Source organism: Collinsella aerofaciens (assembly GCF_015670795.1).
GTDB classification, from domain to species: Bacteria; Actinomycetota; Coriobacteriia; order Coriobacteriales; family Coriobacteriaceae; genus Collinsella; species Collinsella aerofaciens_Q.
On sequence record NZ_JADPCJ010000003.1, the window covers coordinates 46,243 to 70,318 of the forward strand.

Genomic DNA, 24,076 nt, shown 5'->3' on the forward strand with positions numbered 1-24,076 from the left:
CGCGAGGGCGGCGAGCGCGTTAAGGAATTTCAGCATTTGGGGACCTCCGATCGAGTCGTCGGCCGCCCGCGCACGGGATGCGTCGCAAGGATATTTTACTGCGAGCGTATGCACCCGCAGCTGGTAAACGCGATTTTGACAAACATTTGTTCGATAGCTATAAACACGATTCCTCATCCAGCGGAACCTGGCCGCATTGTCCGGGTTTGCCCGACGTGTTTGCGTTTTCAAAATGTCCCGAATCGGCGAAGCGATTCGGGATACAATAACTACAGGAAACGACGCACCCCGCGTAAGTGTTCGAAAGCGCGGGCGGCCTAGTTTTCTGGTTTTGTTAAATGCCCGGGCCTCTAACCCCGGGCATTCTTATTTGCGCTTGTTGCGGCGCAAATGCCTTCTACCGTCCGCACCGCGCGTGCGCCTACGGACCTTAAACCGAACCTCATACGAGTCAAGAAACGCGATGACGAACGAGCCCACTGCCGCGAGGGCGGCGAGCGCGTTAAGGAATTTCAGCATTTGGGGACCTCCGATCGAGTCGTCGGCCGCCCGCGCACGGGATGCGTCGCAAGGGTATTTTACTGCGAGCACTCGCACTTACAGCTGGTAAACGCAATATTTGCAAACATCTGTTCGATATTCATACGCTTGATACATCGGGCAATGGAGCCTGGCTGCGTTATCCCAAAAAGAACGGGGCAGACTCCAGTGCGGAGTCTGCCCCGAAAAGAGAATGGCAAAGCAAGAACGTGGATGGACGAGAAAAGTGTCCGCAAGTCTCATGGCCATCACATCCCACCTGCCAAAGGGATGGGTGAGCGAGCGTTACTCCTGCTCGGACTCCTCAGCCTGCTTACGGCTGCGGATGAGGTGCGCCACGCCGATGCACAGCACCGCGCCACCAGCGATCCAAGTGAAGGTCACGCCGTTGAGACCGGTCAACGGGAGGTTAGAGCCCTTCTTGTTCTTGACGGTGAGGGTGACGGTGCCGTCGGTGACTTTCGGGGTGACCAAAGTGGAACCGTCCTTCCCTGCGGTCACTTTCAACGTATTCGGATCAGTGTTCCCAGCGAACGTCTTGCCCTCGAGTTCACCAAGACCCTCGGCGGTAATGGTGAAGGTAAAGTCATCCAACGTGTTGTAGCCAGGGTTACTGCCCTCAACCTCGTGCACCGTGTAGGTACCGGCGTCGAGTCCGGTTACGCTGATTTCACCACTCTCATTAGTCTTAAACCGATGTTCATCATTGCCAAGCGAACCGTTCTCCTGAACATACTGCAGGCCCACTTTGCCAGTCTCAAGCTCGTCAGCGCCCGTGGCCTTGATGGTAAACTCAACATCCTTGAGCTTGGTGTTGTCTTCCGAATCTTCCTTGACGAGCTTAAGCGCATAGGTGTAATCACGAACGGTATCGAGCACGGACTCACCCTTGCCATCGCTCATGGGGTTATTGGAGTAGATGAGCTTGACGCTGTTGGGATTGCCCTCGCCGCCAACAGTAACCTTATCGACCTTCTTGTGGTCGAGCTTGGCAGTATAAGTGACGACGACATTAGAGCGGCCGTCGAGCGTCGCGCCGGCTACGTTCGCAGCAGTTTTGAGGTCGGTAAACTTTACGGTCAACGTGTTAGTTGTATTATCAATCGAAGCATCGTAACCAGTCTTGTCGCCCTCAGTCGAGTTACGAGAAAGGGTCTTATCGCCGATTTTAACTTCAATGGTGCCCGCGTCTGCCGTAAGGCCGGCAGAGAGCACGTCGTTAAACTCATAATAGTAGGTGTCGAACGTGGCGATGTTGTCGGCAACGGTGCCCGTCAGCTGGTAATGGACGTCCTGATCCATTTGGGAATCTGCCTTGTCTTTCCAATCGCTACCGGGCTTGTCGTCTTTGACCTTCTTCTCGACCGTAGGAATGCTGGTCTTCTCGGTAACCTCAACAGCGCTGCCGCCCACGACAGCGAAAATCGGGGAAGTACCAGTCTGCTTTTTGCCGGAATGGCTATCCGCAGTGCCGATAGAGTCAACGTCCGTCAGGAAGAGATAGTAGCCAGAGTTATCAAATGATACTGAGATGTCCGCGGCGAAAGCAGCGGTAGAAGCTCCCCTTGGCGTGACAGGAGTAGTGTCCTTGACCAAGCTAGCAATCGTATCGAGCAAATCACCATTGTTCACAACCTGAGAAGCATCCTGGAGATATGTGGCCATCCAGTCGGCGACGTCCTGTGCAGAGGGAGTCTCGGGAAGCTCGCCGCCTTTCTCGTCACTCTTTATGGCGGCAATGATGCCATTCTTAGCAGCGGCAGATAGTCCGTCGGCCCAATCGACGTTGGACGCGACCTTCTTCCCGTCCTTGTCCACGACATCGGCCTTAAAGATCTGGTATGCCTTGTACTTCGCATCGCCGTTCTCAGTGTTCTTATTGATGGTGATGCTATTGGTCGTGGCAGCCGCCACATCATCAGCAAACGCCATGGTCACCGGGGCCATGACGCCGCCGAAACTCAGTGCTGCTGTGAGGCCGGCGGTTACTGCCAGGCGTGCGATGTTCTTGCTCATGCTCATCTTCTTTTCCTCTGCTTTCTGCTCGAATTCCATTTGATCTAAATCTGTCTGTCTGTGTCTTAGCATCTACTTCGCTACGTCTCGCCCCGCTCTCTGTGGGGCTGCCAGCTACTCTTTATGGCTGCCACCTCCCCGCTTGACCAGGAGCGCGACCACGATGAGCGCGGCTCCGGCGACCGCTGCGGCGGCCGCGGCGTACATTGCCATATCGCCAGTCGAGGGCATAAAGCCTCCGGTGGTAATGCTAGGGGGTGTGCCGGTGGGCGTGTTGATGAGAGACGCCTCCAGGCTGCCCGTCGACCCGTCCGCGCTGTCGGCGCGCAGGGGCGACTCGGCCGTGATGGTGAGCTTGGGCTTGGCGGCGGCCACCTGGTCGACGTCCAGGCCCTCGGCCTTGACCGTCATTGAGCGCGTGCCCTCAAAGGCGGTGTAGCCCTTGGGCGCCTTGAGCTCACGGACCTCCAGCTTGCCCGAGTCCACGCCCGAGACGGTCACGCGGCCGTCCTCGCCCGTGGTGACGGTGGCCTTGCCCTCCGCATCCCACGTACCGTCGGCCGCCAGCGTGCGGCCGCGGTCGTCGGCGATGCTCAGGACCGCCCCGGCAAGCGGCTTGTCGCCGTCGCTGCCGCGCTTGGTGAGCGCGAGATCCCAGGTGTAGGCGCACGCATCGTCGCTCGGCGTGCGGGTGAAGCCGGCGTCGCCGGACTGGTCGGCAAAGGGAGAGCGCGGGTAGCGCAGGTAGACCTCGTTGGGGTTGCCCTTCGCGATGCCGTGGTTGCACGCGCTGTTGAGCGGCGCATTGTACACGACGACCACGCGGGCGCCCGCGGCAAAGGCGTCGGCCCCGCCGAGCGCGGCGATCAGGTCGCCGGTGCGCACGGTGAAGGTCTTACCGTCGGCCGCTACCTTGGTGGCGCACTGGGCCGTGATGTCGGTCCAACCCTTCGCGGGCTCGGTGCCGGCGCGACCGTCCTTGCCGGCCGAGACGGCGTCGAAGCCGCCGTCCGCGCCCGCCGCCACGTACACGCGCACGCTCGCGGCCACCTTGGAGGGGTCGAGCCCCGCGCTCATGGTGTCGACGAACCGCACCGTGTAGGTGTCGTAGGCCGTGAGCCCCGCCGGGACCGTGGCCGAGAGGCGCCAGTACAGGTCGTCGGCGACCGTGGCGTCGGCGGCCTTCTGCCAGGCGGCGGTGCCGTCCTCCAGCACGTGCTTGGCGACCTTGGGGGTCGCGGCCTTGGGCTTGACGGTAACGGCGCTGCCGCCGACCAGGGCCATGATCGGCGCGGTGCCGGCCTCACCCTGGGCGATGGCGTCGTCGTCGGCGACGATGAGCCAGTAGCCGCAGGGCAGCTCGGCCGCCGTGCCGGCGTTAAGGGCCACAGACACGGCGCCAGAGCGCTGGAGGGAACGAGCGAGCTGTGCGCTCAGCGCGCCCGTAAGGTGGGAATCGGTGTTTAGCCACTCGGCAGCTTCCTGCGCGGTGGTCTGGGAACTGGGCATGCCGGCGCTGTGCAGCACAGGCAGCGCGGCGTCGCGCGCGGCGTCGCTTGCCCAGGCGAGGGCGGTGGCGATCTTGGCGTCGCTGTCGCCGTCGACGACGTTGGCGCTAAAGATCTGGTAGGCGTCGTAGCTGCGCGCCACGGTGCCGCTCACCGTGATGGAACCGGTCGAGGTCGGCGCGGCCTGCGCGGAAGCGGGGAACACAACCGCGCAGGTGCCGATCAGAAGGGCAAGCAGCGCAAACAAGATCGGGAAGGAGCAAACTTTCTTATTCACGACGCTTACCTCCCTTCGCATTCGCCTTGCGACGAATGTGCATCCAGACCGCAGCAGCGCAAAGCACCACCGCGCCGGCAAGGTACGTCAGAGTGACGCCCGACATACCAGAAAGGGGCAAAGAGGTGGAGTAGGTGTTGGTGAAGGTGGGGATGGACTTGGGCTTGGTAGTATCGGATCCATCGTTGTATTCCACGGGAGCCGCTTCGTCGATGGGTTTGCCGTCAGCATCCTTGATCTGGGTGTAGGTCACCTTGGTTGTGATTCCAGCATCGTCATCCTTTGCGACAACCGTAAGCTTATAGACCGTCTGATCAAACTTGTAATGCGGATAGGTCGATCCTTCGTTCTTCTCGCACACATAGTACGTAAAGGTCTTGGAAGGGCCACCCGTTGAGTCGCCCGGGTCGGGATTATTCCTGATATCAGAGAGCGAGTACTTGAGCTCAACCGTTTTATTTTTATCAGTGACGTCCTTGAACGATAGCGTCTGCCCCTTATCATTACCAGAGGTCACGGCAGTTCCGATGATGTGATTAAAGTCTCTGTCTGTCGCAAGCTGAAGTGTAAACTCCTTCATCTCGCCACCCTCAACGACCTTAGTCGCCTCAGGAGTCCAAGAAACCTCAGGGTCGTACTTGTTGGTGAAGGTTGCCTTGTTGGTGGAGGTTGCGCTGCTGGAGTCGACGATCGAATAATACCCATTAGCATCTACTGACACAGTCCTCGGCGAGCTAGCTGAACCCCCAGGATTCTTAGTCACGTCCACACGATCAATCGTGTAGCTATAGACATTAAGATTTTTAAACTCATCCGTCTTTCCCTGTATCGGAACAGACATAAGTACAGTCGACGTGTATTTGACTGTCACCTTAATCTCATATACAGCACGATCGTATATGACACCAGGAAGTTTGCCCGCATCTTCGACCAAGTAGTATGTAATTTCGGCAGCACCATTCGCTAAGAACTGCTTGCGAACGTCTTCGTTATTAAGAAGCTGCTTGCGAACGTCTTCGCTAAGGTCAAAGGCGATGTTGCCGTCAGCGTTATTCGGGACAGATTCGACAAACTCGCAGCCACCTTTGTCGAATTCATCATTCTTCCAATAAGGCGCCTTCGCAGTATCCGAGGCCTTGCGATAAACCGTAAAGGTGAACTCCTTATCTTTGAGGTCGCGGCCGGTCAACTTCTTGGTTGCCTTCAACTTAAGGCTCGGGTAGACGTACGTATCCGCAGGCTCGCCTAGGTACAAGTCGCCATTCGACATGATGCCGCCACCATGGTTCCAGGAATAGTTGTCCGTGATGAAAGTTGTCACTCTATCATTCTGTACTGCCTCAGCCACCGCTTTATCCTTGGCGCTAACACCCGAAATCAGACCGATGCTATTTTTTACCTGAGCAACACCGTTGGCGGGGATGGTAATGGGACCCTTTAGCTCAATGCTTCCCGAATACTTGGCGTCTATATCGCCAAGCATCTTGCCGCTTACCACTGCGACCGGCGTTGTGTGACCTGTCGCTGCGAGGAAGAAATCGGCATGACCGTACTTGCGAAAATCCTCCGAATTGTATGCCTCTTGATCTTCAGTCTTATTAGTACCTTCAGCACCACCAGCTGAAAGATGGGGCGTACCATCATTACCAGTGCCATCTGCCCGATTGTATTCTTTGAATTCTTGCTCAGCGCCGGCAGACAAATTGCCAAAGATTGCCGTGCCCTTTGTGTTCGTTACCAACGTCTTGCCCGTGGGGCAGGCTGCTACGCCGCCGCCATAGCCGCCAGCGGTATTGCTGCTAATGTACGAGTTGTATACAAATAATCTACCAGCGGTCTTTTCCTGACCCTCAATCGAGTTTCCCTGAACAAAGATGCCGCCACCGCCCCAGTCAAAGCGAGACATGCAGCGGTTGTGAGTAATGTAGACTTTGCTGTTTGGAGTGCCGTTAATCATCGCGTCAACCTGCTGGCCCACTCGGATGCCGGCACCTTCAGATCGGTGGCTCACGTTAGAGGCAATAATTCCTCCCGTAATTTTGAGCCATGCCATACCTTGTTGCTTTTGATTGGTAACGTAAACGCCGCCACCAGCTTCTTCAGAATAATTGCCAGTAATCTTGCCACCAGAAATGGTGACATGGGCGCCTTTATTGGCAGCAAGCCCAGCGCCGCCATGACAACCCCAGCCATCGTGGCCGCAAAACTTAGCGTATTTATTGTTAGTGATGTAGCCACCAGAAACGGTCACACTACCGCCCGAAACCAAGATGCCGCCACCGAGACCATCCGAATCAGAATACGTAGCGTTGCCCGAGATGACACCACCGGAGAGATTCAGCTTGGCATTCTCAGCATAAATACCGCCACCAGAAGCGGCATTATTCGCTGCAATCACGCCGTCAGTCATGTTGACCGTGACTTCCGCGCCCACTACGCACAGGCCACCGCCCCAGCCGCCACGCTGCTGATTAAGATTCGCGCCGGTAATAAAACCGCCATTGATATTCACCTGAGTTTCGTTACTATTCCCCACGGCAAGGATGATATGACCGTCGCCGGCCAAATCCCCCGGTGTCGTGATCATGCCCCCGTTGAGGTTAAGCGTACCGCCATCCGCAACCGAAATGACTTGTTTGACCGAACCGCTGTGGGATGCAGCAACGATTGCGCCGAAACCGCTGACGACATGCTTAGTTGTAGTCTCGGTGGTCCCGAGTCCATCTTGTTTGGGCGCGCTCGTAGTCTCATAGTAAGTAAGACTCTTGGGTGCAACGCCATTAGAGCTAGATCCGTTTCCCCCTTCCCACGTCATAATCGCAGGCTGACCTGCCGTCGTTTCGGCCCGAGACTGTTCGTCTATTGTTTTACCTGAAGTTTTACCTGAGTCCTCGATGGTGAGCGTGGCTCCCTTTTTGACCACAAAGAAGGAGTCTGGGGCGCCGGCGTCGTTGTAGACGCCGGCGTCGTTGTAGAGCATGTTGCCGTTAAGATCGATGGTGGTGGCTTTGTCGATGGCAATCTGCTGATTCGAATGGGCAGGACCCGTCAGTTGGAACTTGCCGCCATTGGTAAATGCCTTAGCAACATCGCCGTTTACCTTGGTATAGTCATCGGCACTGACGGTGGCGGGAGCGTTTTCATCGTTATTTTCATCATCCGCAGGCTGTGCGTCGGAAGGCTGCGTGTCACCCTCGACCTTCGTGTCGTCGGACGGCAGCCCTGCGGCAGCGGCGTCTTCTCCCTCGCCACCCTCAGCGTCGTCACTATTCTGGTTCTCGGTATCCCCGTTGTTGGTGTTTTCTACATCAGTAGACTCACTTGAGGAATCAGCCGCCGCCACAGTTTCCTCGGCTGCACCCGCCTCGGCATCGTTGGCAATGGCCTGCGAGATCGGAGGCATGACGAGCGACAGCACCAGGCTCAAAACGGAGGCTCCGCACAAAACGCCTGCCAGTACGCGGCGCGTCGCTTTTTTACTCTGCTTAGTTTTTTCTGAATTCGCTTTCATCGATGTCTCCTCCCCAAGAGACCGCGATCTTGCTCTTTCACTATCAAACATATCTGCGCAACCTGTAATTGCGCACGCTTAGTAATACTATTGTAACTATTGTTTAAACATCCGAACAACAAAACCGACATTTTTGTACTCGGTTCTCAATTCTCTTGACATTTGCTCGGATTTACCTTCGTTTATTCGCTATCTGTTTTTTGTTTCTGCTGGTAATTTAGTTGCCTATTATTTTTTAATGGCATTAGATTTATTTGCACAACATTTTGCTCAAGAGCAAACATCCTGTGAACGGTCGAAAATCGACCGTGAACGGTAGGTCATTAGCCGGGATGAATAGACTACCAAATTGATGGGAATATCTTTAACTCATCGGTAGTTAGAAGCGCAATGTTCAGACAACCATATCTGAATTTTCGCGCAGATTTTAGGCATCAATTCGCCCAAATCGCCTGAGGCCACCACAAAGATGCCTGCCCCCCCCTTTATGGTGGCTCTCCCCCGGCGCTACAGCAGATGCTCCTCGATAAAGATCGCGATGCCGTCTTTGTCGTTGCTCGCGGTTACAAAGTCGGCGGCGGCACGGGTGGCGTCGCTGCCATTTGCCATGGCCACGCCCACGCCGGCGTCGGCCACCATGCAGGTGTCGTTGTCCGCATCGCCAAACACGCAGATGTTCTGGAGCTCCATGTCGTTGAGCTCCGCCACGCGCACAAGGCCGCGCGTCTTGGACACGCGCGGATCCATGAACTCGTAGAGCCGCTGCGTGGTTTGCAGAGCCGCCGCCTTAACAGTGTTATCGGCAAACGTCGACGCCCGCTCAATCACCCGCGGCATCACCTCGGGCGCCATGGTAAACATCACCTTGGGCTGCGGCTCGCGCAACAACTCGGCAAAATCGACCACCTGGTAGGGCACACCGTCGACGCGCGACAGGTGCTCGACGCACGCGTTGCTCTCGGGCACGTAGAACACGCCGTCTCGGGGGCAGACGGGCGTTGCCGGAAGGTCCGCCATGTGCTTGCAGATGCGCGCGATGGTCTCGCCCGGTAGCGGATAGCTCAGCTCGTTGATGTCGTGCGCGCGGTCGATGACCTCGGCGCCACCGCAGCCCACCAGCACGTCCACCAGGCCTTCGATGCCCCAGAGCTCGTACATGGCCTCGGTCGCGTGGGCGTCGCGCCCGGTGCACAGGCCAAAGAGCACGCCGCGCTCACGCAGGGCGTGGATCGCCGCCACGGTGCGCGGGGACACCGTGTGCTGGCTCGTGAGCAGCGTGCCATCGATATCGCAGAACACGGCTTTGATGTGGCTGAAGGTGGTGTCCATGGGGGCCTTTCTGGGTTGTGCGGCGGTGTGGGGTGTATTCGTGAACGGCGTACATGGTATACCAAGGCACGGGCCGTTGGGACCCAATCGCCACAAAGGTGCCTGCCTCCCTTTGTGGCGGCCGAACCCGAAGGGTGGCCGGACCCGGGGCGCAAACCATCACAACATTCAATGTTTTTCGCCAAAATCGAGATTTTCATCGAATGTTGTGATGGTTTTTACTGCCGTGCAGCACGATCAAAATGCCGGTGCCCAAACAACAGCAACGCCGCGGGAACTGCCGTCACGATCATGCCCGCCCCTACGAGCGTCTGCTGCACGCCAAACGTCGCCGCCAGCCACGGGGCAATCGCCAGCGGGGCCACGCCGGCGAACATGTTGCCAAAGCCCATGACCGAGTTAACGCGACCGAGCTGCTCGAGCGGAGCCGTCGTTTGCACGATTGTGTTGTGGAGCGGGTTGACAACACCCCAGGCCACGCCCAGGACAATCTGGCCGATAAGGGCCACGCACACGTACGGTGTCCCCACATAAATCAAACTTCCCACGCCCACGGACATGAGTGCCACGAGCAGCGTTTTGAGGCTGACGAAGCGCGGCGGCAAGCGGAGCGCGACCACAGCGCCCAGCACCGCGCCCACACCGCTGGCCGACGAGAGCCAGCCCATCCATTCGACACCGACGCGCAGAACATCGCGGTAGAAGAACGACTCCAGCGGGTCAAAGGCGCCATAGCCAAAGTTCGAAAGAAATATGATGCAGAACAGCAGGGTGAGGACGCTGTTGGTAAAGACTGTCTTGATGCTGGTCACGAAGGTGACGCGGGCGGACGTGCCGGAGTTAGAGCTTTGTCCCGCACGCTCCCCTTCCTCTGCCAAATCGGCATCCGTATGCCCGGCGGCATGGCTGGTCTGCGGCCTAAAGCCCCAACCGGCAACGAGCGCCTGTACGGTAAAGAGCATCATGAGCACGAACACCGCGCGCGACGACGCAGCCGCTGCGACAAGGCCGCCCAGCGTGGGACCGACGATGATACTCACGTTTGAAAACATGACGATGGCTGAGTTGATGCCTTTGAGCTCGAGAGGATCATCGGTGAGGTAGGCTGGATAGGATGTAGCGATGGGCTGGGCGAACCCCATCACAAAGCCCAGGAGCACCGCGCCGAGCAGGACGATGCCGGTCGCGCTGCCAAAAACGAGGATCGCCGCGCCGGTTGCCAGCGTGCCCACGATGCTCAGCAAGAAATGACGGCGCGGGCCCCAGGCGTCGAGCGCAGCGCCACCCGCAAAGGACCCCAAGATTACGAAGACGTTCATAAAGAGGACGGCCAGCGATGTCGCCACGACCGAGGCATCGTCTGCATAGGTGAGCGTTCCGATAACGCCGATAAAATAACTAGTCTGAAAGCCGGTATATATGAGGAAGCGCATTGCCACCAGGTGCTTAGCCTGCGCGGACAGCGATGATTGAGGCTTTGAGAAAAGAGAGGCGAGCATGGAGACTCCTTGTTTCATACGAATGCGGACGGCGGGCATTCGCCACCGTCTGTCAAATCAATCTATCCGCATGAAACATTAAGGACGCATCAAGCCCCTTCTCTCCGTTTTTCGCCCGTCATGAACTACTTGGTAGATTGTAAGGCATGTCCCACACATCTACTAAAGCAAAATCCACCACAAAGGTGCCTGGCCCCTTTGTGGTGGAAATGACGTTTGCCCAGATAAAACCTGCCAAAATAAACCTGTCCCTTTTTGGCAGGTTTTAGGCCAGATGATCTTGGATGAGATCGCAGATGGCTCGGGCGTCGTTGATGTTGATGGCTCGGGTCGCAAAGCCGGCGTCGAAGGCCTGACGCGCCAGGGCCTCGTTGCAGGCAAGGGCCAGCGTGTGACCGTCGACCAGGTCGAGCGAGCTCTTGCCGCGCAGACGGTCGACACCGGAGCGCGCGACCACGATATTGTCGAAGCCCTCGGTCTTGTAACCCTCGATGATCACCACGTCGACATCGTTGTAGCGCGACAGCAGCTCGCGCGCGGGCATCTCGTCCTCCTCGCGCGTGTCGGCGTACTCCGCCCAGCGCGTGGCGCAGATGAGGCCCACGTGTTTGGATCCGGCCTGGTGATGGCGCCAGGTGTCCTTAGCAGGCACATCGATATCAAAGCCGTGATGCCCATGATGCTTGAGCGAACCCACGCGCAGGCCGCGGCGGGTGAGCTCGGCAATGACCTTCTCGACAAGCGTGGTCTTGCCCGAGTTCTGGTAGCCGATAAACGCGATCGCGGGGACGGCCGGTGTCGGAGCTGCAGGCGCGACGGCGACGGGTGCGCTCGCGGGCGCGGCACCGTCAGCGGCCACGGCCTCAACGGCAGCGGCCTGACGCTCTGCGCGATCCCATATGCCCGAGCGGCCGCCCTCCTTGTGCAGCAGGCGCACGTCGACGATCTCCATGCCGCGATCGACCGCCTTGCACATGTCATAGATGGTCAGACACGCGGCACTCGCGCCGGTCAGGGCCTCCATCTCAATACCCGTCTTGCCCGTCACGCCGGCCGTAACCAGTACGTGAAAGCCAACCTGCCCGTCCGCGCGCGCCGGCGCCCAGCCCTCGGGCACGTCATCGGCCGGCGTCCCCGCCGCAGCGATGGGCTCGATATCGCACTTGCTCTTGGTAATGAGCAACGGGTGGCACATGGGGATAATGTCGCTCGTGCGCTTGATGGCCATAATGCCCGCCACGCGCGCGCAGGCAAGCACGTCGCCCTTTTTGGCGCGGTCCTGCAGCACCATAGCCTGCGTCTCGGGATGCATGAGGATGGCGCCCTCGGCGATGGCGATGCGATGGGTCTCGGCCTTGTCGGACACGTCGACCATGCGCACCTCGCCCTTGGCGTCCACGTGCGTCAGCTCGTCACGACGGGCGTCGCGGGCGGGCTCGGTGGCAGCACCGGCAGTCGGCTGCGCGGACGCGTCGGCGCTGCCAGCATTCGCCGCAGCCGTGACTTTGTGGGCAGACATCGCGGCCCTGCGAGCGGCCTTGGTGGCATCGGCGTACCTGCTCTTGGCCATATGATCATCCTCCGATTTGGAACATAAATCGTTGCGTACCCTCAATTATCGCGTGTTCCTGCGGTTTGTGGGCCACGGCATCGCGCCAAATCGAAAGTACCTGCATATCATCACCACGACGCAGCGCCTCACGCACCGAATACTCGGCATCGCTAAACAGGCACGGACGCACGTTGCCATCGGCCGTCAGGCGCAGACGGTTGCAATTCGCACAAAAATGATTGGACATGGCGCTAATAAAGCCAACCGTTCCCGCCGCGCCCGGAAAGTGCCAATAGCGCGCAGGGCCCGCGCCGGCAGGAGCGTCGTTGATGCCGAGCGGCTCGAGCTCGCCCAGTCCCGCCGCGGTGGCCCCGGCATTGATGCGCGCCCGCAGCTCGTCGCTCGGCACGGTATCGCTCGCGTCCCACAGCTCGGGATTGAGCGCGGGCGCATGCGGGTCTACGGCGCAATGCGAGCTCGTGTGCTCGTCGCCGATGGGCATGTATTCGATAAAGCGCAGGTGGATGGGGCGGTCGACGGTCAGGCGTGCAAGGGCCGCCACATCCTGGTTGAGTCGGCGCACCACAACGCAGTTGACCTTAACGGGTTCAAAGCCCCAAGCCAGCGCCGCGTCGATGCCAGCCATGGTCTGCTCGAGTCGACCCAGGCGCGTGATCTTTCCAAACAGCGTAGGGTCGAGTGTGTCGAGCGAAATGTTGACGCGGTTAAGCCCGGCATCTTTGAGCTGCGGCGCCAGCTTGGGCAGCAGGGCGCCATTGGTAGTGAGCGAGATATCCTCGATCTGCGGAATCGCGCGGATGTCGCGAATGAGCGGGATGATACGGCGGCTGACCAGCGGCTCGCCGCCCGTCAGGCGCACGCGGCGAATGCCCTCCCCCGCCACCAAGCGCACAAAGCGGGCGATTTCCTCGGCACTGAGCAGCTCGTCGTGCGCGCGGGGCGCCACGCCATCGGCCGGCATGCAGTAAATGCAGCGGAAATTGCACTTGTCGGTAACGGCAATGCGCAGGTAGTTGATATCGCGGCCAAAGCCGTCATGCTGCACGTGCCCGTCCACGCAGCCCTCCCCTCACGCGGCGTTTTATTCTTCGGAAAACATAATACCCCACGGGAGAACCACGCCGACACCCGTACGACAGGACAGGCCGCTTCGAGCAAAACCGGCTTCCCAAGCCCATCCTCAGCACAGACCATCACAACATTCGTCGCTTTTCCCGTTTTTGGCAAAAAACGTCGAATGATGTGATGGTTTGCCTACCCACGGCACCCCGCAGAAGGACCAAAACGCCCCTAAAGGCCGCCGTCCCAGTGCCGAATCACGAATTCTCGCAGGTCGTTCTGACGTTTCTGGAACGCTTCGCTTCGGTCGCACTTGAGGCCCATAGCGAGCGCGATGGCGTTCATCGCCCGGTGCAATTGCAGCTGGTGGGCAAACTGAGTCCCGGTGAGGACGATCATCCTAAAGCCCAGCGCGCTCAGCACGGTCATACGCTCCGCATCCGACGCGCTGCGCTGTTTATCAAGATGGTCCGAGCCGTTGTATTCAATCCCCGTACCGCTTGCAGGCGCATATACGTCAATCTCGAAATACCCGGCCTTTGCGAGATACTTGAACTCGTTGGGAACATCGACCCGATGGTTGAGCTCGATCTTGGCGTATCCCAGCCCGCCCTGGGAACGTTTTGCTACAACCATGATTGCGGTGGCCGTCTCCATGGGCGACCGCGCGCCATCGTGCACGCGCCTGAGCACGGCGGCCGCGCGTATGGCCCCCTGACGAGATCGGTTCTCATTGCAATAAGCAATCAAGTCGGCAACGGTATATCTCTGCCCCATCTCGATATAATCGCCTGTCGACAGATGATTCAAATGGTATCGGGCGCAGATTTCGTAGCCATATTCCAGCTGCTCGGGCTCGCTCATCCACGAACCCGCCTGGACAAAGCACATGAGCTCATCAACCACCAGAAGGCCCTCTGCCACCTCGATAAGATGGCCTGGAGGTACCGGCGCCCCAAACACGTGGCACCTGAATCCAGCCGGCGTCGAGCGCTCAAAATCGAAGTTGACGAGCGTGTCGATATGATCGAGCTCTTCTCGCGGAATACCGAGCGAGACCAGATAGTCGGCAACGATTCCAACTGCCGTTGAAGCCCTCAGCCCCTTGGCATCGAGTCCCAATTTGGGCAGGCTCGCGGTCGGCTCCGCCTCGTTAGCAAGCGAGTCCTCATCGTATAGGCTGCTTGCTCGCGAGAGCGGCTCGGACGGGCGCGCCACGTTGTGGTACAGCCAGGCAGTCTTATGGGACAGGACGATCGGCAGGTCCATGAGCCCTCCAATGGAGTCGGATAACCAACCTTATTCCCCTGCCCACGAGTCCGCACACCTTCGTGCGCAAGAAAGCGATTCCGCCCGTTCGAGTGGCAGAAAAACCATCACAACATTCGATGCTTTTCCCGATTTTGGCGAAAAACGTCGAATGTTGTGATGGTTTGAGGCGAGGTGAGGGGCACGGAGGGATCAAAGCATCGTGCTCGAACGGGTTAATCCAGCTCTTTTAAGCCATGCGCCAGCTGCCAGTACTCGCCGTGCTGGGCGAGCAGCTCTTCGTGCGTGCCGCGCTCGATGATGCGGCCGTGTTCGAGGACCATGATGGCGTCGGCGTCGCGGACAGTGGACAGGCGGTGCGCGATCATAAACGTGGTGCGACCGCGCATGATGCGGTCCATACCGCGCTCGATGAGCTTTTCGGTACGCGTGTCAATGGAGCTCGTGGCCTCGTCCAGGATGAGCACCGGCGGATCGGCGACGGCCACGCGCGCGATGGCGAGCAGCTGACGCTGACCCTGCGACAGGTTGGCGCCGTCGGCCGTGACCGGTGTGTCGTAGCCCCGCGGCAGGCGGCGGATAAACGAGTCGGCGCAGGCGGCCTCGGCAGCGGCGCGCACCTCCTCGTCGGTCGCGTCGAGCTTGCCAAAGCGGATGTTCTGCGCAATGGTGCCGCTAAACAGGTGCGTGTCCTGCAGCACAATGCCGAGCGACCCGCGCAGGCTGGCCTTGGCAATGTGCTTGACGTCGATGCCGTCGTACGTGATCTCGCCGTCATCGACCTCGTAGAAGCGGTTGATGAGGTTGGTGATGGTCGTCTTGCCGGCGCCCGTGGAGCCCACAAACGCAATCTTTTGCCCCGGCTTGGCAAACAGGTTGAGGTCCGTGAGCACGCGGGCGCCCGGCACGTAGGAAAAGTCCACGGCATGGAAGCGCACGTCGCCGGCAAGCGGGACCAAGCCGCACGTGAGCTCGATGCCGTCGGCGGCCACCGCGCGGCCCGACTCATCAACGGCTGCCACGTCATGCAAGTGCCCGTACGCGCCCACGCCCTGGCCCTCGGGAATCTTCCACGCCCACGCGGCGTCGCCCGTCTGCACCAGCTCCACGCAGCCCTCGTCCACCTCGGGCTCAAGGTCCATAGCCGCAAACAGGCGCTCGGCACCGGCCAACGCGTTGAGCAAGAAGTTGCCGAGCTGCGTAAACTGGTTGATGGGCATGGCGGCCTGGCGCACAAAGACCAGGTAGCTTGCAAGTGCGCCCACATCGGCGAGCCCCTTGATGCAGAGTATGCCGCCCGCCACGGCGACGATGGCATAGTTGACGTAGCCAATCACGACGGTCATGGGCACCATGGAGTTGGCATAGCTCACGGCGGCGGTACCGGTGCGGCGAAGCTCGTCGTTGCGGCAGGTGAAGCCGGCGACATTCGCCGCCTCGCGGTTAAAGACCTTGATGACCTTTTGGCCCGAGACCATCTCTTCGATATATCCGTCCAGGTCGCCAAGCGATGCCTGCTGGGCGGCAAAGAAGCGCTTAGAGCGCGCGCCCGAATAGCGCGCATACAGCACAATGGCCGCATCGCACACGAGTGTGATAATCGTGAGCTGCCAGTTAAGGATGATGAGCATGGCCGTGGTGCCCACAACCTGAATGGTGGCCTGAATCACGTTGGCAAAGCTGTTGTTAAGCGCCTCGGAGACGGTGTCGACGTCATTGGTGAAAAAGCTCATGATGTCGCCCGAGCGCGTGCTGTCAAAATAACTGAGCGGCAGCGTCTGGATGTGCGCGAACAGGTCGCGGCGAATATCGGACACCACGCGTTGGGCCGCGCGCACCATGATCTGCGAGTAGCCCAGGGCCGAAAGCACGCCCGCGGCGTAGATGATCGCCGTCAGGATGACCTGCTTGGCAAGCAGTTCCTCCCCGCCCGTGGCCAAACCGTTAACGATGGGGCGCACCATGTAGGTGCCGGCGAGGCTCGCGATGGCGGCGACGGAGGCGAGCACGCCCACCGCGAGCAACGAGAACTTGGCATGCCCCATGTAGGAGAGCAAGCGGCGCACAGTGCGCTTGAGGTCGGCCGGGCGTGCTTGGGCTGCGGTCTTAGGCATGACGCTCACCCCCTTCCAAGGGCGATCCGCATGCGACGGAGGAAAACGGATCATTCGCGCAACCATCGTCACTGCCGTCGCCGGCTTCCGCGTTCCTCGCAAACTCCATCTGCGAGGCGTAAATCTCCTGGTAGATGTTGTCGCCCGCCAGCAGCTCCTCGTGCGTGCCCACGCCGTGGACACGACCGTCGTCCAACACCACAATGCGATCGGCATCCATGACACTCGCGATGCGCTGGGCGATGATGAGCACGGTCGTATCGGAAATCCGGGCGATGTGCTCGCGAATCTTAGCGTCGGTCGCCATATCGACCGCGCTGGTGGAGTCATCAAAAATGAGCACGCGCGGATGCTTGAGCAGCGTGCGCGCGATGCACAGGCGTTGCTTCTGGCCACCCGAGACACCGGCGCCGCCTTGGCCCAACTCGCCGTCCAGCCCGCCGATGCGATCAAGGAACTCGTCCACGCACGCCGCGCGGCAAGCCGCGAGGAGCTCATCGTCCGACGCCTGCGGATTGCCCCACTGCAGGTTCTCGCGCACGGTACCCGTAAACAGCACATTCTTTTGCAGCACAATGCCCACAGCGTCGCGCAAGGCGGCGAGGTCGTAGTCGCGCACGTCGTGTCCGCCCACAAGCACGGCGCCTTCGGTGGCGTCGTACAGGCGCGCAATCAGCTGCACAAGCGAGCTCTTGCCCGAGCCCGTGCCGCCGAGGATGCCCACCGTCGAGCCGCTCTCGATGCGAAGGTCGATATGCTGGAGCACATCCTCGGCTGCATCCGCGCGGTATTTAAAGGAAACGTCGCGAAACTCGATACTGCCGTCCGCTGGCGCCGCAATCGCGAGGTCTCCCGCGGGGTTGGCGATAAAGGACTCCTCATCGAGCACCTCTGCGATACGGCCCACACTCGTAAGAGCGCGCGTGAGCAGCAAAAACACGTTGGAAATCATCATGAGCGAATTCATGATCAGCAGCACGTAGCTCATAAAGCCCGTGAGCGAGCCCACGCCCAGCTTGCCGGCGAGAATCATGTGGCCGCCAATCCACAGGATGGAGAGCGCAGCCACGTACATCGACAGCTGAAACACCGGCAGGTTGAGCACCGCGTTGCCAAAGGTCTTTGTCGCAGTGCGCGCGAGCTCGGTATTGACGGTGTCGAACTTGGCCTCCTCGTGCTCGGTACGAACGTAGGCCTTGACGGCACGCACGGCGGTGAGGTCCTCCTGTACCACGCCGTTGAGGTGGTCCATCGAGGTCTGGAGTTGGCGGTAGAGCGGACTGACGCGATAGGTGATGACGCCCAGTACGATTGCAAGCACGGGCAAGATGATCGCAAAGACGGTGGCGAGCGGGCGCGACAGCATCAGCGCGTAGATAAGGCCGACGATAAGCGTCACCGGGCCGCGCACCATAGGGCGAAAGCCGTTGCCCACAGCATTTTGGATAACGGTGATGTCCGTGGTCATGCGGGTGACGAGCGAGCTGGCGTCGTAGTTGTCCAGGTTACCAAAAGCGAGCGTCTGAATCTTTTTGTACTCGGCCTCGCGCAGGTTAGCGCCTAGGCCCGAGGCAACGCGGGCGGACGTGCGGGCATAACCCAAGCCCAGTACCAGCGAAAGCGCAGCGCACACCAACATGTACGCACCCTGTAGCAGCATGTAGTTGATATCACACGCAGGCACGCCCACATCGATGATGTTGGCCATGATGACCGGGATAAACAGCTCGAGCACCGTCTCGACCGACACAAAGAACACGCCGAGGATGGCATCGCGACGGTATGCCCCTAGATAGGAAAACAGTATTTTGAGATTGCGCACGCAGGTTCAACCCCCATCAAACGTTGTTCGCAAACGCACGTATTATTGCGCGCCGAATAATGGTGTCAAGTATTCCGAAATCGTTTTCTGCAAGGTTAGCGCCGGCGGCGAGTTCTCGTGATGTGTGTCCATATTCACTCGGAATAATGGTGCGCGAGACTTTTTCGCTCCGACGTCATCACAAACCTTGACTCTACAATCGTTGTAGGGTTTTCACTACACTGGTACGCAAACAAACCCAGTCAGAAAGTGCCCCGCCCATGGAACACGACCTCACACGCGGCAATGTCCTTAAGACCATCGCGGTCTTTGCCCTGCCCTATATGCTCTCGTACTTTTTGCAGATGCTCTACGGCATGGCCGATCTGTACATGATGGGGCAGTTTAGCGGCGCCGCCGGCATCACCGCCGTGGGCAATGGCGCTCAGACGCTCTATATCATTACCGTGACGCTCGTGGGCTTGGCCATGGGAACGACGGTCATCGTCGGCCACGCCGTGGGCTCGCGTCGCTTCGACCGCGCCGAGACCGCCATCGGCAACACCATCACGCTCTTTATGGGTGTCTCGGTGGTGCTGGCCGTTGTCCTGCTTGCGCTGTGCCCGCAGGTTGTGGCGCTCATTGGCACGCCACCCGAGGCAGTCGAAGGAACCGCCGCCTACCTGCGTATCTGCTTTGTCGGCATTCCGTTTATCGCCGCGTACAACATTCTTTCGGCCATCTTTCGCGGGCTGGGCGATTCGCGCTCGCCCATGTACGTGATTGGCGTGGCATGCATCATCAACATCGCGCTCGACTTTCTGTTTATCGGACACATGGGGCTCGGCCCCGTGGGCGCGGCGCTCGGCACGGTAACCGCCCAGACGGCCAGCGTTGCCCTCGCGCTCGTGTGGCTTAAGAGCCGCCGCACGAACATCCACGTTAAGCGCAGCGACCTGCGTCCCCAGCCCGAGGTGCTCGGCAGCATTCTTAAGATCGGCGTGCCCGTGGCCGTGCAGGACGGCTGCATCCAGGTGGCGTTTATGTTTATCACCGTCATCGCCAACCACCGAGGGCTCGTCGACGCCGCCGCCGTGGGCCTGGTCGAGAAGATGATCAGCTTTTTGTTCATTGTGCCGAGTTCCATGGGCGCTACCGTCAGTGCACTCACGGCGCAAAACGCCGGCGCGGGCAAGGGCGACCGTGCACGTCAGGTGCTCAAAGACGCCATGACGATCTCGCTGGTGTACGGCTGCCTGATCACGGTGCTGATGTGGCTAGTGGCGCCGGCGTTTATCGGCTTTTTTGCCAAGGACTCTGCGGTGGTCGCGGCCGGCACCGGCTATATGCGCAGCTATATTTTCGACGCAATCTTTGCCGGCATCCACATTTGCTTTAGCGGCTTTTTCGCTGCGTATGGCAAGAGCTACATCGGCTTTGCGCACAACGTGCTGGCCGTGGCGCTCATTCGCGTGCCCGGTGCATGGCTGCTATCGAATGCCTATTCCAACACGCTGTTTCCCATGGGCATCGCTTCGCCGTGCGGATCGATTTTGTCGGCAGTTATCTGTGTTGTCGCGTTTACCGTGCTCAACCGGCGCGGGGCTTTTGACAAGTTGGTGGCGTAGCGGGACGACGCGAAATCGCCCTCATCGACGATATCATCAGCGACGACCCCACAACCTACGTGACGCAGATCACGGTGCCGGTTGCCCCGTCCAAATAAGAACTGCCCAGAAAACGTTCGGCTGAAGGCAGAATCTTGACGTTATAGGCCATATTTTGCCTCAAGGTCATCGAGAGCCTCAAAGGCATCACGCGCCGTGCCAGCAGCACGCTCCCGCTCGGCCACAGCTATACGAGCCATCAGACGAGCCTTAGCCTGTTCCTGAACCATGAGGTCGTAGTCCTCGGATCGAAGTACAACAAATTTGCTATAGCCGTTTTTTGTAACAGTCACTGGACCAGGGGCCTCCCAACAAGCTCGCCAAACGCCGGGGACAATCCCCGATATGGCGGTTTTACTCCTCCGGAATCGGAAACGCACGGATGAACTCTGCAGGCGAGAAGGTCTTGATGGTCGAGCGCACAAAAGCGGCGCGGTCACGCGTGATAATAAAGTCCACGCCGGCACGCTCGGCCATCGCACGGATACAGCCGTCCTCAAAGTCCGGCTCATCGGAATAGGCGGAGGCAAAACAAGCCTCTTGGTCGAGAGACTCTACCGAGTAGCTCTTAAGGCAGTCGCGCACTACCTCGCGCCCGCGCGCCTCGCCGGCCTGTTTGGTGAGAATGTAATACGCGTCCTTGAGAGAGCAGGCCGAAACAACGCCTTCGATAAGCCCCACGTCGACGAGTCCCTTGATCGTTTGCGCCGCTGCGTGCTCCGGCCGGCCCGGAAGCACGCAATCGAGCAGAAAATTGGTATCGAGAAATGCTCTCATAGGTAGCGCTCCCTCGCGACGCGCTTTTCATCTTCAACCGTCATCGTATCGAGCGGCGTTCCTTTTGGCATTTTGGCTACGATATCGAGATACTCCTGGTAGTCCTCATTCTCCGCGAGCATCTCACGGATCTCCTTCCAGGTGATCTTGGGATGCCACATCGTACCCACGTCGCGCTTGGGCTTGTCCGAGCCGCACGTCGGCTTTGCACCCCCGCGCTCCTGGGCAGCGTCATATTCCACTGCAACCGGGCTTTGATAGTCGAGCGGCACGATCTTGAACAACGGCTTGCTCCGCTTGAAGACCACAACCTCCTCGCCCTCATTGGCAACCTTTTCGGCCACCTGCGTAAGGTTTTGGCGCAGTTCCGAAAACGCGACGGTAACCATAACTGCTCCTCTCAACATATATCTTCACTGCTAAGTATACACGTTAATGTTAATGTTAAAGTGTATAAAACTCATCACAATGGGGCAGCCCCGTTGTGGGACCTCACTGCGGGGCCCCTTTGCTTTGTATGAATCTTCTATCGCTCCGGAACGACACCGCTCCGCAGGGTCACCCTCAGCAACCTACATGACGCAGATCATGCTGCCCGCCACCACGCCCAAATAAAAACCTCCCGGAAAGTATCAACCTTTCCGGGAGGTTTTCTAATTTGATTATCGATGTCCTAAGCCTGGGGCACCTGACCAGTAGCCAAAATCTGCTCGAGTGCGCCCTCGTCCAGCACGGGTACGCCCAGCTGCTCGGCCTTGGTGAGCTTGGAGCCTGCTTTGGGGCCGGCGACCAGATAGCTCGTCTTCTTTGAAACACTGCCCGAAACCTTGGCACCAAGCACCTTGAGCGCCGCGCCCGCCTCGTCGCGCGTGCGGTTGACGAGCGTGCCGGTGAGCACGAAGGTCAGGCCTGCGAGTGGTTGTGCGTCGGCGAGCTCGCCCGCCACGCCAGCGTCGGCTGCGGCTTGCGCGTGCGCGGCGCCCAAGTCGACCTCGAGCGACAGGCCCGCCTGGCGCAGGCGCTCCAGCACGGCAAGGTTCTCGGGCACGGCCAGGAACTGCTTGACGCTCGCCGCAATCTTGGGACCGATGCCCTCGCACTCGGCGATGTCCTCTTCGCTCGCCAAAATGAGCTTGTCAATCGACAGGAATCGCTCGGCGATGACCTCGCCCACACTCTTGCCCACGTGGCGGATGCCCAGGGCAAACAGCACGCGACCGAGCGGCTGGCTCTTGGACTTGTTGAGCTCGGCGATGATTTTCTCGGCCGTCTTGAGGCCTACCGGAATGGGATCGCCCTTCTTGACGCCCTTTTTGCTGTTGGAGCTGGCATAGGTGCGCCCCGTGTCCAAGCCGGCGATGTCGTCGACCGTGAGCTGGTAGAAGTCCGCAACATCGTGAATCAGCCCAGCGGCGATCATCTTGTCGACAATCTCGTCGCCTAGGCCGTCGACGTCCATGCAGCCGCGGCTCACCCAGTGAAGCAGGCGCTCCTTGAGCTGCGCGGGGCAGTCGATGGAGACGCAGCGGTAAGCGACCTCACCATCCTCGTGGACCACGGGGCTGCCGCACACAGGGCAGACCTCGGGCATGTGCCAGTCGACCGAATCGGCCGGGCGCTTATCGAGCACCGGGCCCACGACCTCGGGGATTACGTCGCCTGCCTTGCGCACGATGATGGTGTCGCCCTCGCGCACGTTTTTGCGACGGATCTCGTCAATGTTGTGCAGCGTGGCGCGCGCGATGGTGGAGCCGGCAACCGTCACCGGGTCGAACTCGGCGACCGGCGTGAGCACACCGGTGCGGCCCACCTGGATGCGAATTTCGCGCAGGACGGTCTGCTTTTCCTCGGGCGGGAACTTAAAGGCAATGGCCCAGCGCGGTGCGCGGGCGGTAAAGCCCAGGTCGAGCTGCTGTTGGAAGCTGTCCACCTTTACGACCACGCCGTCGATGTCGTAGTCCAAGTCGCCGCGGTGCTCGAGCGCCTGGGCACAGAACTCGTGGACCTCGGCCGGCGTGGCGCAACGGGCAACGTTGGGGTTGACGCTAAAGCCGGCGCTACGCAGCCAATCGAGGAACTCGCGCTGACTGTGGACGTGCAGCGGGTCGGTATCGGCGATGGCGTAGATAAAGGTGGCGAGGTCGCGGCGCGCCGTGACCTTGGGGTCCTTTTGGCGCAGGCTGCCGGCGGCAGCGTTGCGCGGGTTGGCGAAGGGGTCGCGACCCTCGGCATCGGCCTCGTCGTTCAGACGAACAAAGCTGCCCTTAGGCATGTAGACCTCGCCGCGCACCTCAATGGTGCGCTCGCGGTCGGCGCCCATGTGAGCGAGCGCCGGCTCGGACAGGTGCATGGGCACATCCTTGATGGTGCGAACGTTGAGCGATACGTCCTCGCCCGTGGTGCCATCGCCACGTGTGGCCGCACGTACGAAGGTGCCGTTTTGATAGGTAAGCGCAACGCCCAAGCCGTCAATCTTGAGCTCGCAGGTATAGGTGACGCTGCCGGCACCGAGCGCATCCTCGGTGCGCTGGAGCCACGCGTCGAGTTCGTCCAGATCCATGGCATCGTCCATGGAATACATGCGCGCCATGTGCGTGACCGGCGTAAACTGCTCGCTCACGTAGCCGCCCACGCGCTGAGTATAGCTGTCGGGCGTCACCAGATCGGGGTAGGCAGCCTCGATTTCTTGCAGTTCAACGAGCATTTTGTCAAAGGCGGCGTCCGTGATCTCGGGCGCGTCGAGCATGTAGTAGCGATAGGCGTGGTAATCGAGCTCGTGGCGCAGTTCGGCCGCACGTGCTGCCGCCTGGGCACGGGCATCGGTCGGTGCAGCGGCATCCGCACTCGCGGGCGTTTCGGTATCGATGTCCACGCCGTCACCAAACAGGCTCGATTGCTCCATAGCGGCACTCCTTCGCTCGATTTCAAACGGATACTAGAGTACCACCGGTCGCAATGAGGCCGAATAGCCCTTTCGAACCGCACCGAATCGGCAGCCGCCAGACCGGGGTGGACAGTTAGTTCAGATACGTATAAATCCTAGAGCTGAATCAGGCACGAACACCCCTGTTTCAACTAATTTGGGCTCCTCGAGACCATGTAAACGTCCCGCTCTCCCTTCCAAACACCCATTCGA

General features: G+C 59.7%; 15 protein-coding genes. 1 reads left to right on the forward strand and 14 read right to left on the reverse strand.

The window, feature by feature from the left end; translation table 11 throughout:
• Window positions 1–825 precede the first annotated feature (825 nt).
• The 10 genes from I4W09_RS01990 to I4W09_RS02035 all read right to left on the reverse strand — a co-directional run bounded on the left by I4W09_RS01990 (window position 826) and on the right by I4W09_RS02035 (window position 18,517).
• The gene (locus I4W09_RS01990) at window positions 826–2,556 is read right to left on the reverse strand and encodes an isopeptide-forming domain-containing fimbrial protein (protein WP_230318615.1); all 1,731 of its coding nucleotides are present in this window, start codon (window positions 2,554–2,556) and stop codon (window positions 826–828) included.
• 114 nt (window positions 2,557–2,670) lie between these two features.
• The gene (locus I4W09_RS01995) at window positions 2,671–4,341 is read right to left on the reverse strand and encodes an isopeptide-forming domain-containing fimbrial protein (protein WP_196031439.1); all 1,671 of its coding nucleotides are present in this window, start codon (window positions 4,339–4,341) and stop codon (window positions 2,671–2,673) included.
• A complete protein-coding gene (locus I4W09_RS02000; RefSeq protein ID WP_196031440.1) occupies window positions 4,334–7,852 on the reverse strand; it encodes a Spy0128 family protein in 3,519 nt (1,172 codons plus the stop codon). The genes I4W09_RS01995 and I4W09_RS02000 overlap by 8 nt, the downstream gene beginning before the upstream one ends.
• A 507-nt stretch (window positions 7,853–8,359) precedes the next feature.
• A complete protein-coding gene (locus I4W09_RS02005; protein WP_196031441.1) occupies window positions 8,360–9,181 on the reverse strand; it encodes an HAD family hydrolase in 822 nt (273 codons plus the stop codon).
• Between the two features lie 218 nt (window positions 9,182–9,399).
• On the reverse strand, window positions 9,400–10,680 hold the full coding sequence (locus tag I4W09_RS02010) for an MFS transporter (protein WP_196031442.1): 1,281 nt from the start codon (window positions 10,678–10,680) through the stop codon (window positions 9,400–9,402).
• A gap of 265 nt (window positions 10,681–10,945) precedes the next feature.
• Window positions 10,946–12,250 (reverse strand): molybdopterin-guanine dinucleotide biosynthesis protein B, encoded by a 1,305-nt coding sequence (gene mobB / locus I4W09_RS10625; RefSeq protein WP_196031443.1) that lies wholly within the window; start codon window positions 12,248–12,250, stop codon window positions 10,946–10,948.
• Window positions 12,251–12,254: 4 nt separating this feature from the next.
• Entirely contained in the window at window positions 12,255–13,310 is a 1,056-nt protein-coding gene (moaA, locus tag I4W09_RS02020) for a GTP 3',8-cyclase MoaA (RefSeq protein WP_271756726.1), read from the reverse strand.
• A gap of 233 nt (window positions 13,311–13,543) precedes the next feature.
• The gene (locus tag I4W09_RS02025) at window positions 13,544–14,581 is read right to left on the reverse strand and encodes a putative endonuclease domain-containing protein (protein WP_196031444.1); all 1,038 of its coding nucleotides are present in this window, start codon (window positions 14,579–14,581) and stop codon (window positions 13,544–13,546) included.
• A 215-nt stretch (window positions 14,582–14,796) separates the two neighbouring features.
• Window positions 14,797–16,695, reverse strand: coding sequence for an ABC transporter ATP-binding protein (locus I4W09_RS02030; protein WP_161115511.1), 1,899 nt, complete (start codon window positions 16,693–16,695; stop codon window positions 14,797–14,799).
• Window positions 16,688–18,517 (reverse strand): ABC transporter ATP-binding protein, encoded by a 1,830-nt coding sequence (locus tag I4W09_RS02035; protein WP_196031445.1) that lies wholly within the window; start codon window positions 18,515–18,517, stop codon window positions 16,688–16,690. Before I4W09_RS02035 ends, I4W09_RS02030 begins: the two co-directional genes overlap by 8 nt.
• 260 nt (window positions 18,518–18,777) lie before the next feature.
• Here I4W09_RS02035 and I4W09_RS02040 point away from each other — a divergent pair, with 260 nt between their 5' ends.
• Window positions 18,778–20,124, forward strand: coding sequence for an MATE family efflux transporter (locus tag I4W09_RS02040; protein WP_196031446.1), 1,347 nt, complete (start codon window positions 18,778–18,780; stop codon window positions 20,122–20,124).
• 140 nt (window positions 20,125–20,264) lie between these two features.
• On the opposite strand, the gene I4W09_RS10500 is transcribed toward I4W09_RS02040, so the two are convergent.
• From I4W09_RS10500 to ligA, 4 genes are all read right to left on the reverse strand, one after another.
• The gene (locus I4W09_RS10500) at window positions 20,265–20,393 is read right to left on the reverse strand and encodes a hypothetical protein (RefSeq protein WP_006234727.1); all 129 of its coding nucleotides are present in this window, start codon (window positions 20,391–20,393) and stop codon (window positions 20,265–20,267) included.
• 124 nt (window positions 20,394–20,517) lie between these two features.
• Window positions 20,518–20,940, reverse strand: coding sequence for a PIN domain-containing protein (locus tag I4W09_RS02050; RefSeq protein WP_195246043.1), 423 nt, complete (start codon window positions 20,938–20,940; stop codon window positions 20,518–20,520).
• Window positions 20,937–21,329, reverse strand: coding sequence for a type II toxin-antitoxin system Phd/YefM family antitoxin (locus I4W09_RS02055; RefSeq protein ID WP_195246044.1), 393 nt, complete (start codon window positions 21,327–21,329; stop codon window positions 20,937–20,939). Before I4W09_RS02055 ends, I4W09_RS02050 begins: the two co-directional genes overlap by 4 nt.
• Window positions 21,330–21,613: 284 nt before the next feature.
• Window positions 21,614–23,842 carry an NAD-dependent DNA ligase LigA gene (gene ligA, locus I4W09_RS02060; RefSeq protein ID WP_196031447.1) on the reverse strand — a complete coding sequence of 743 codons (2,229 nt, stop codon included), beginning with the start codon at window positions 23,840–23,842 and terminating at the stop codon, window positions 21,614–21,616.
• Window positions 23,843–24,076 lie beyond the last annotated feature (234 nt).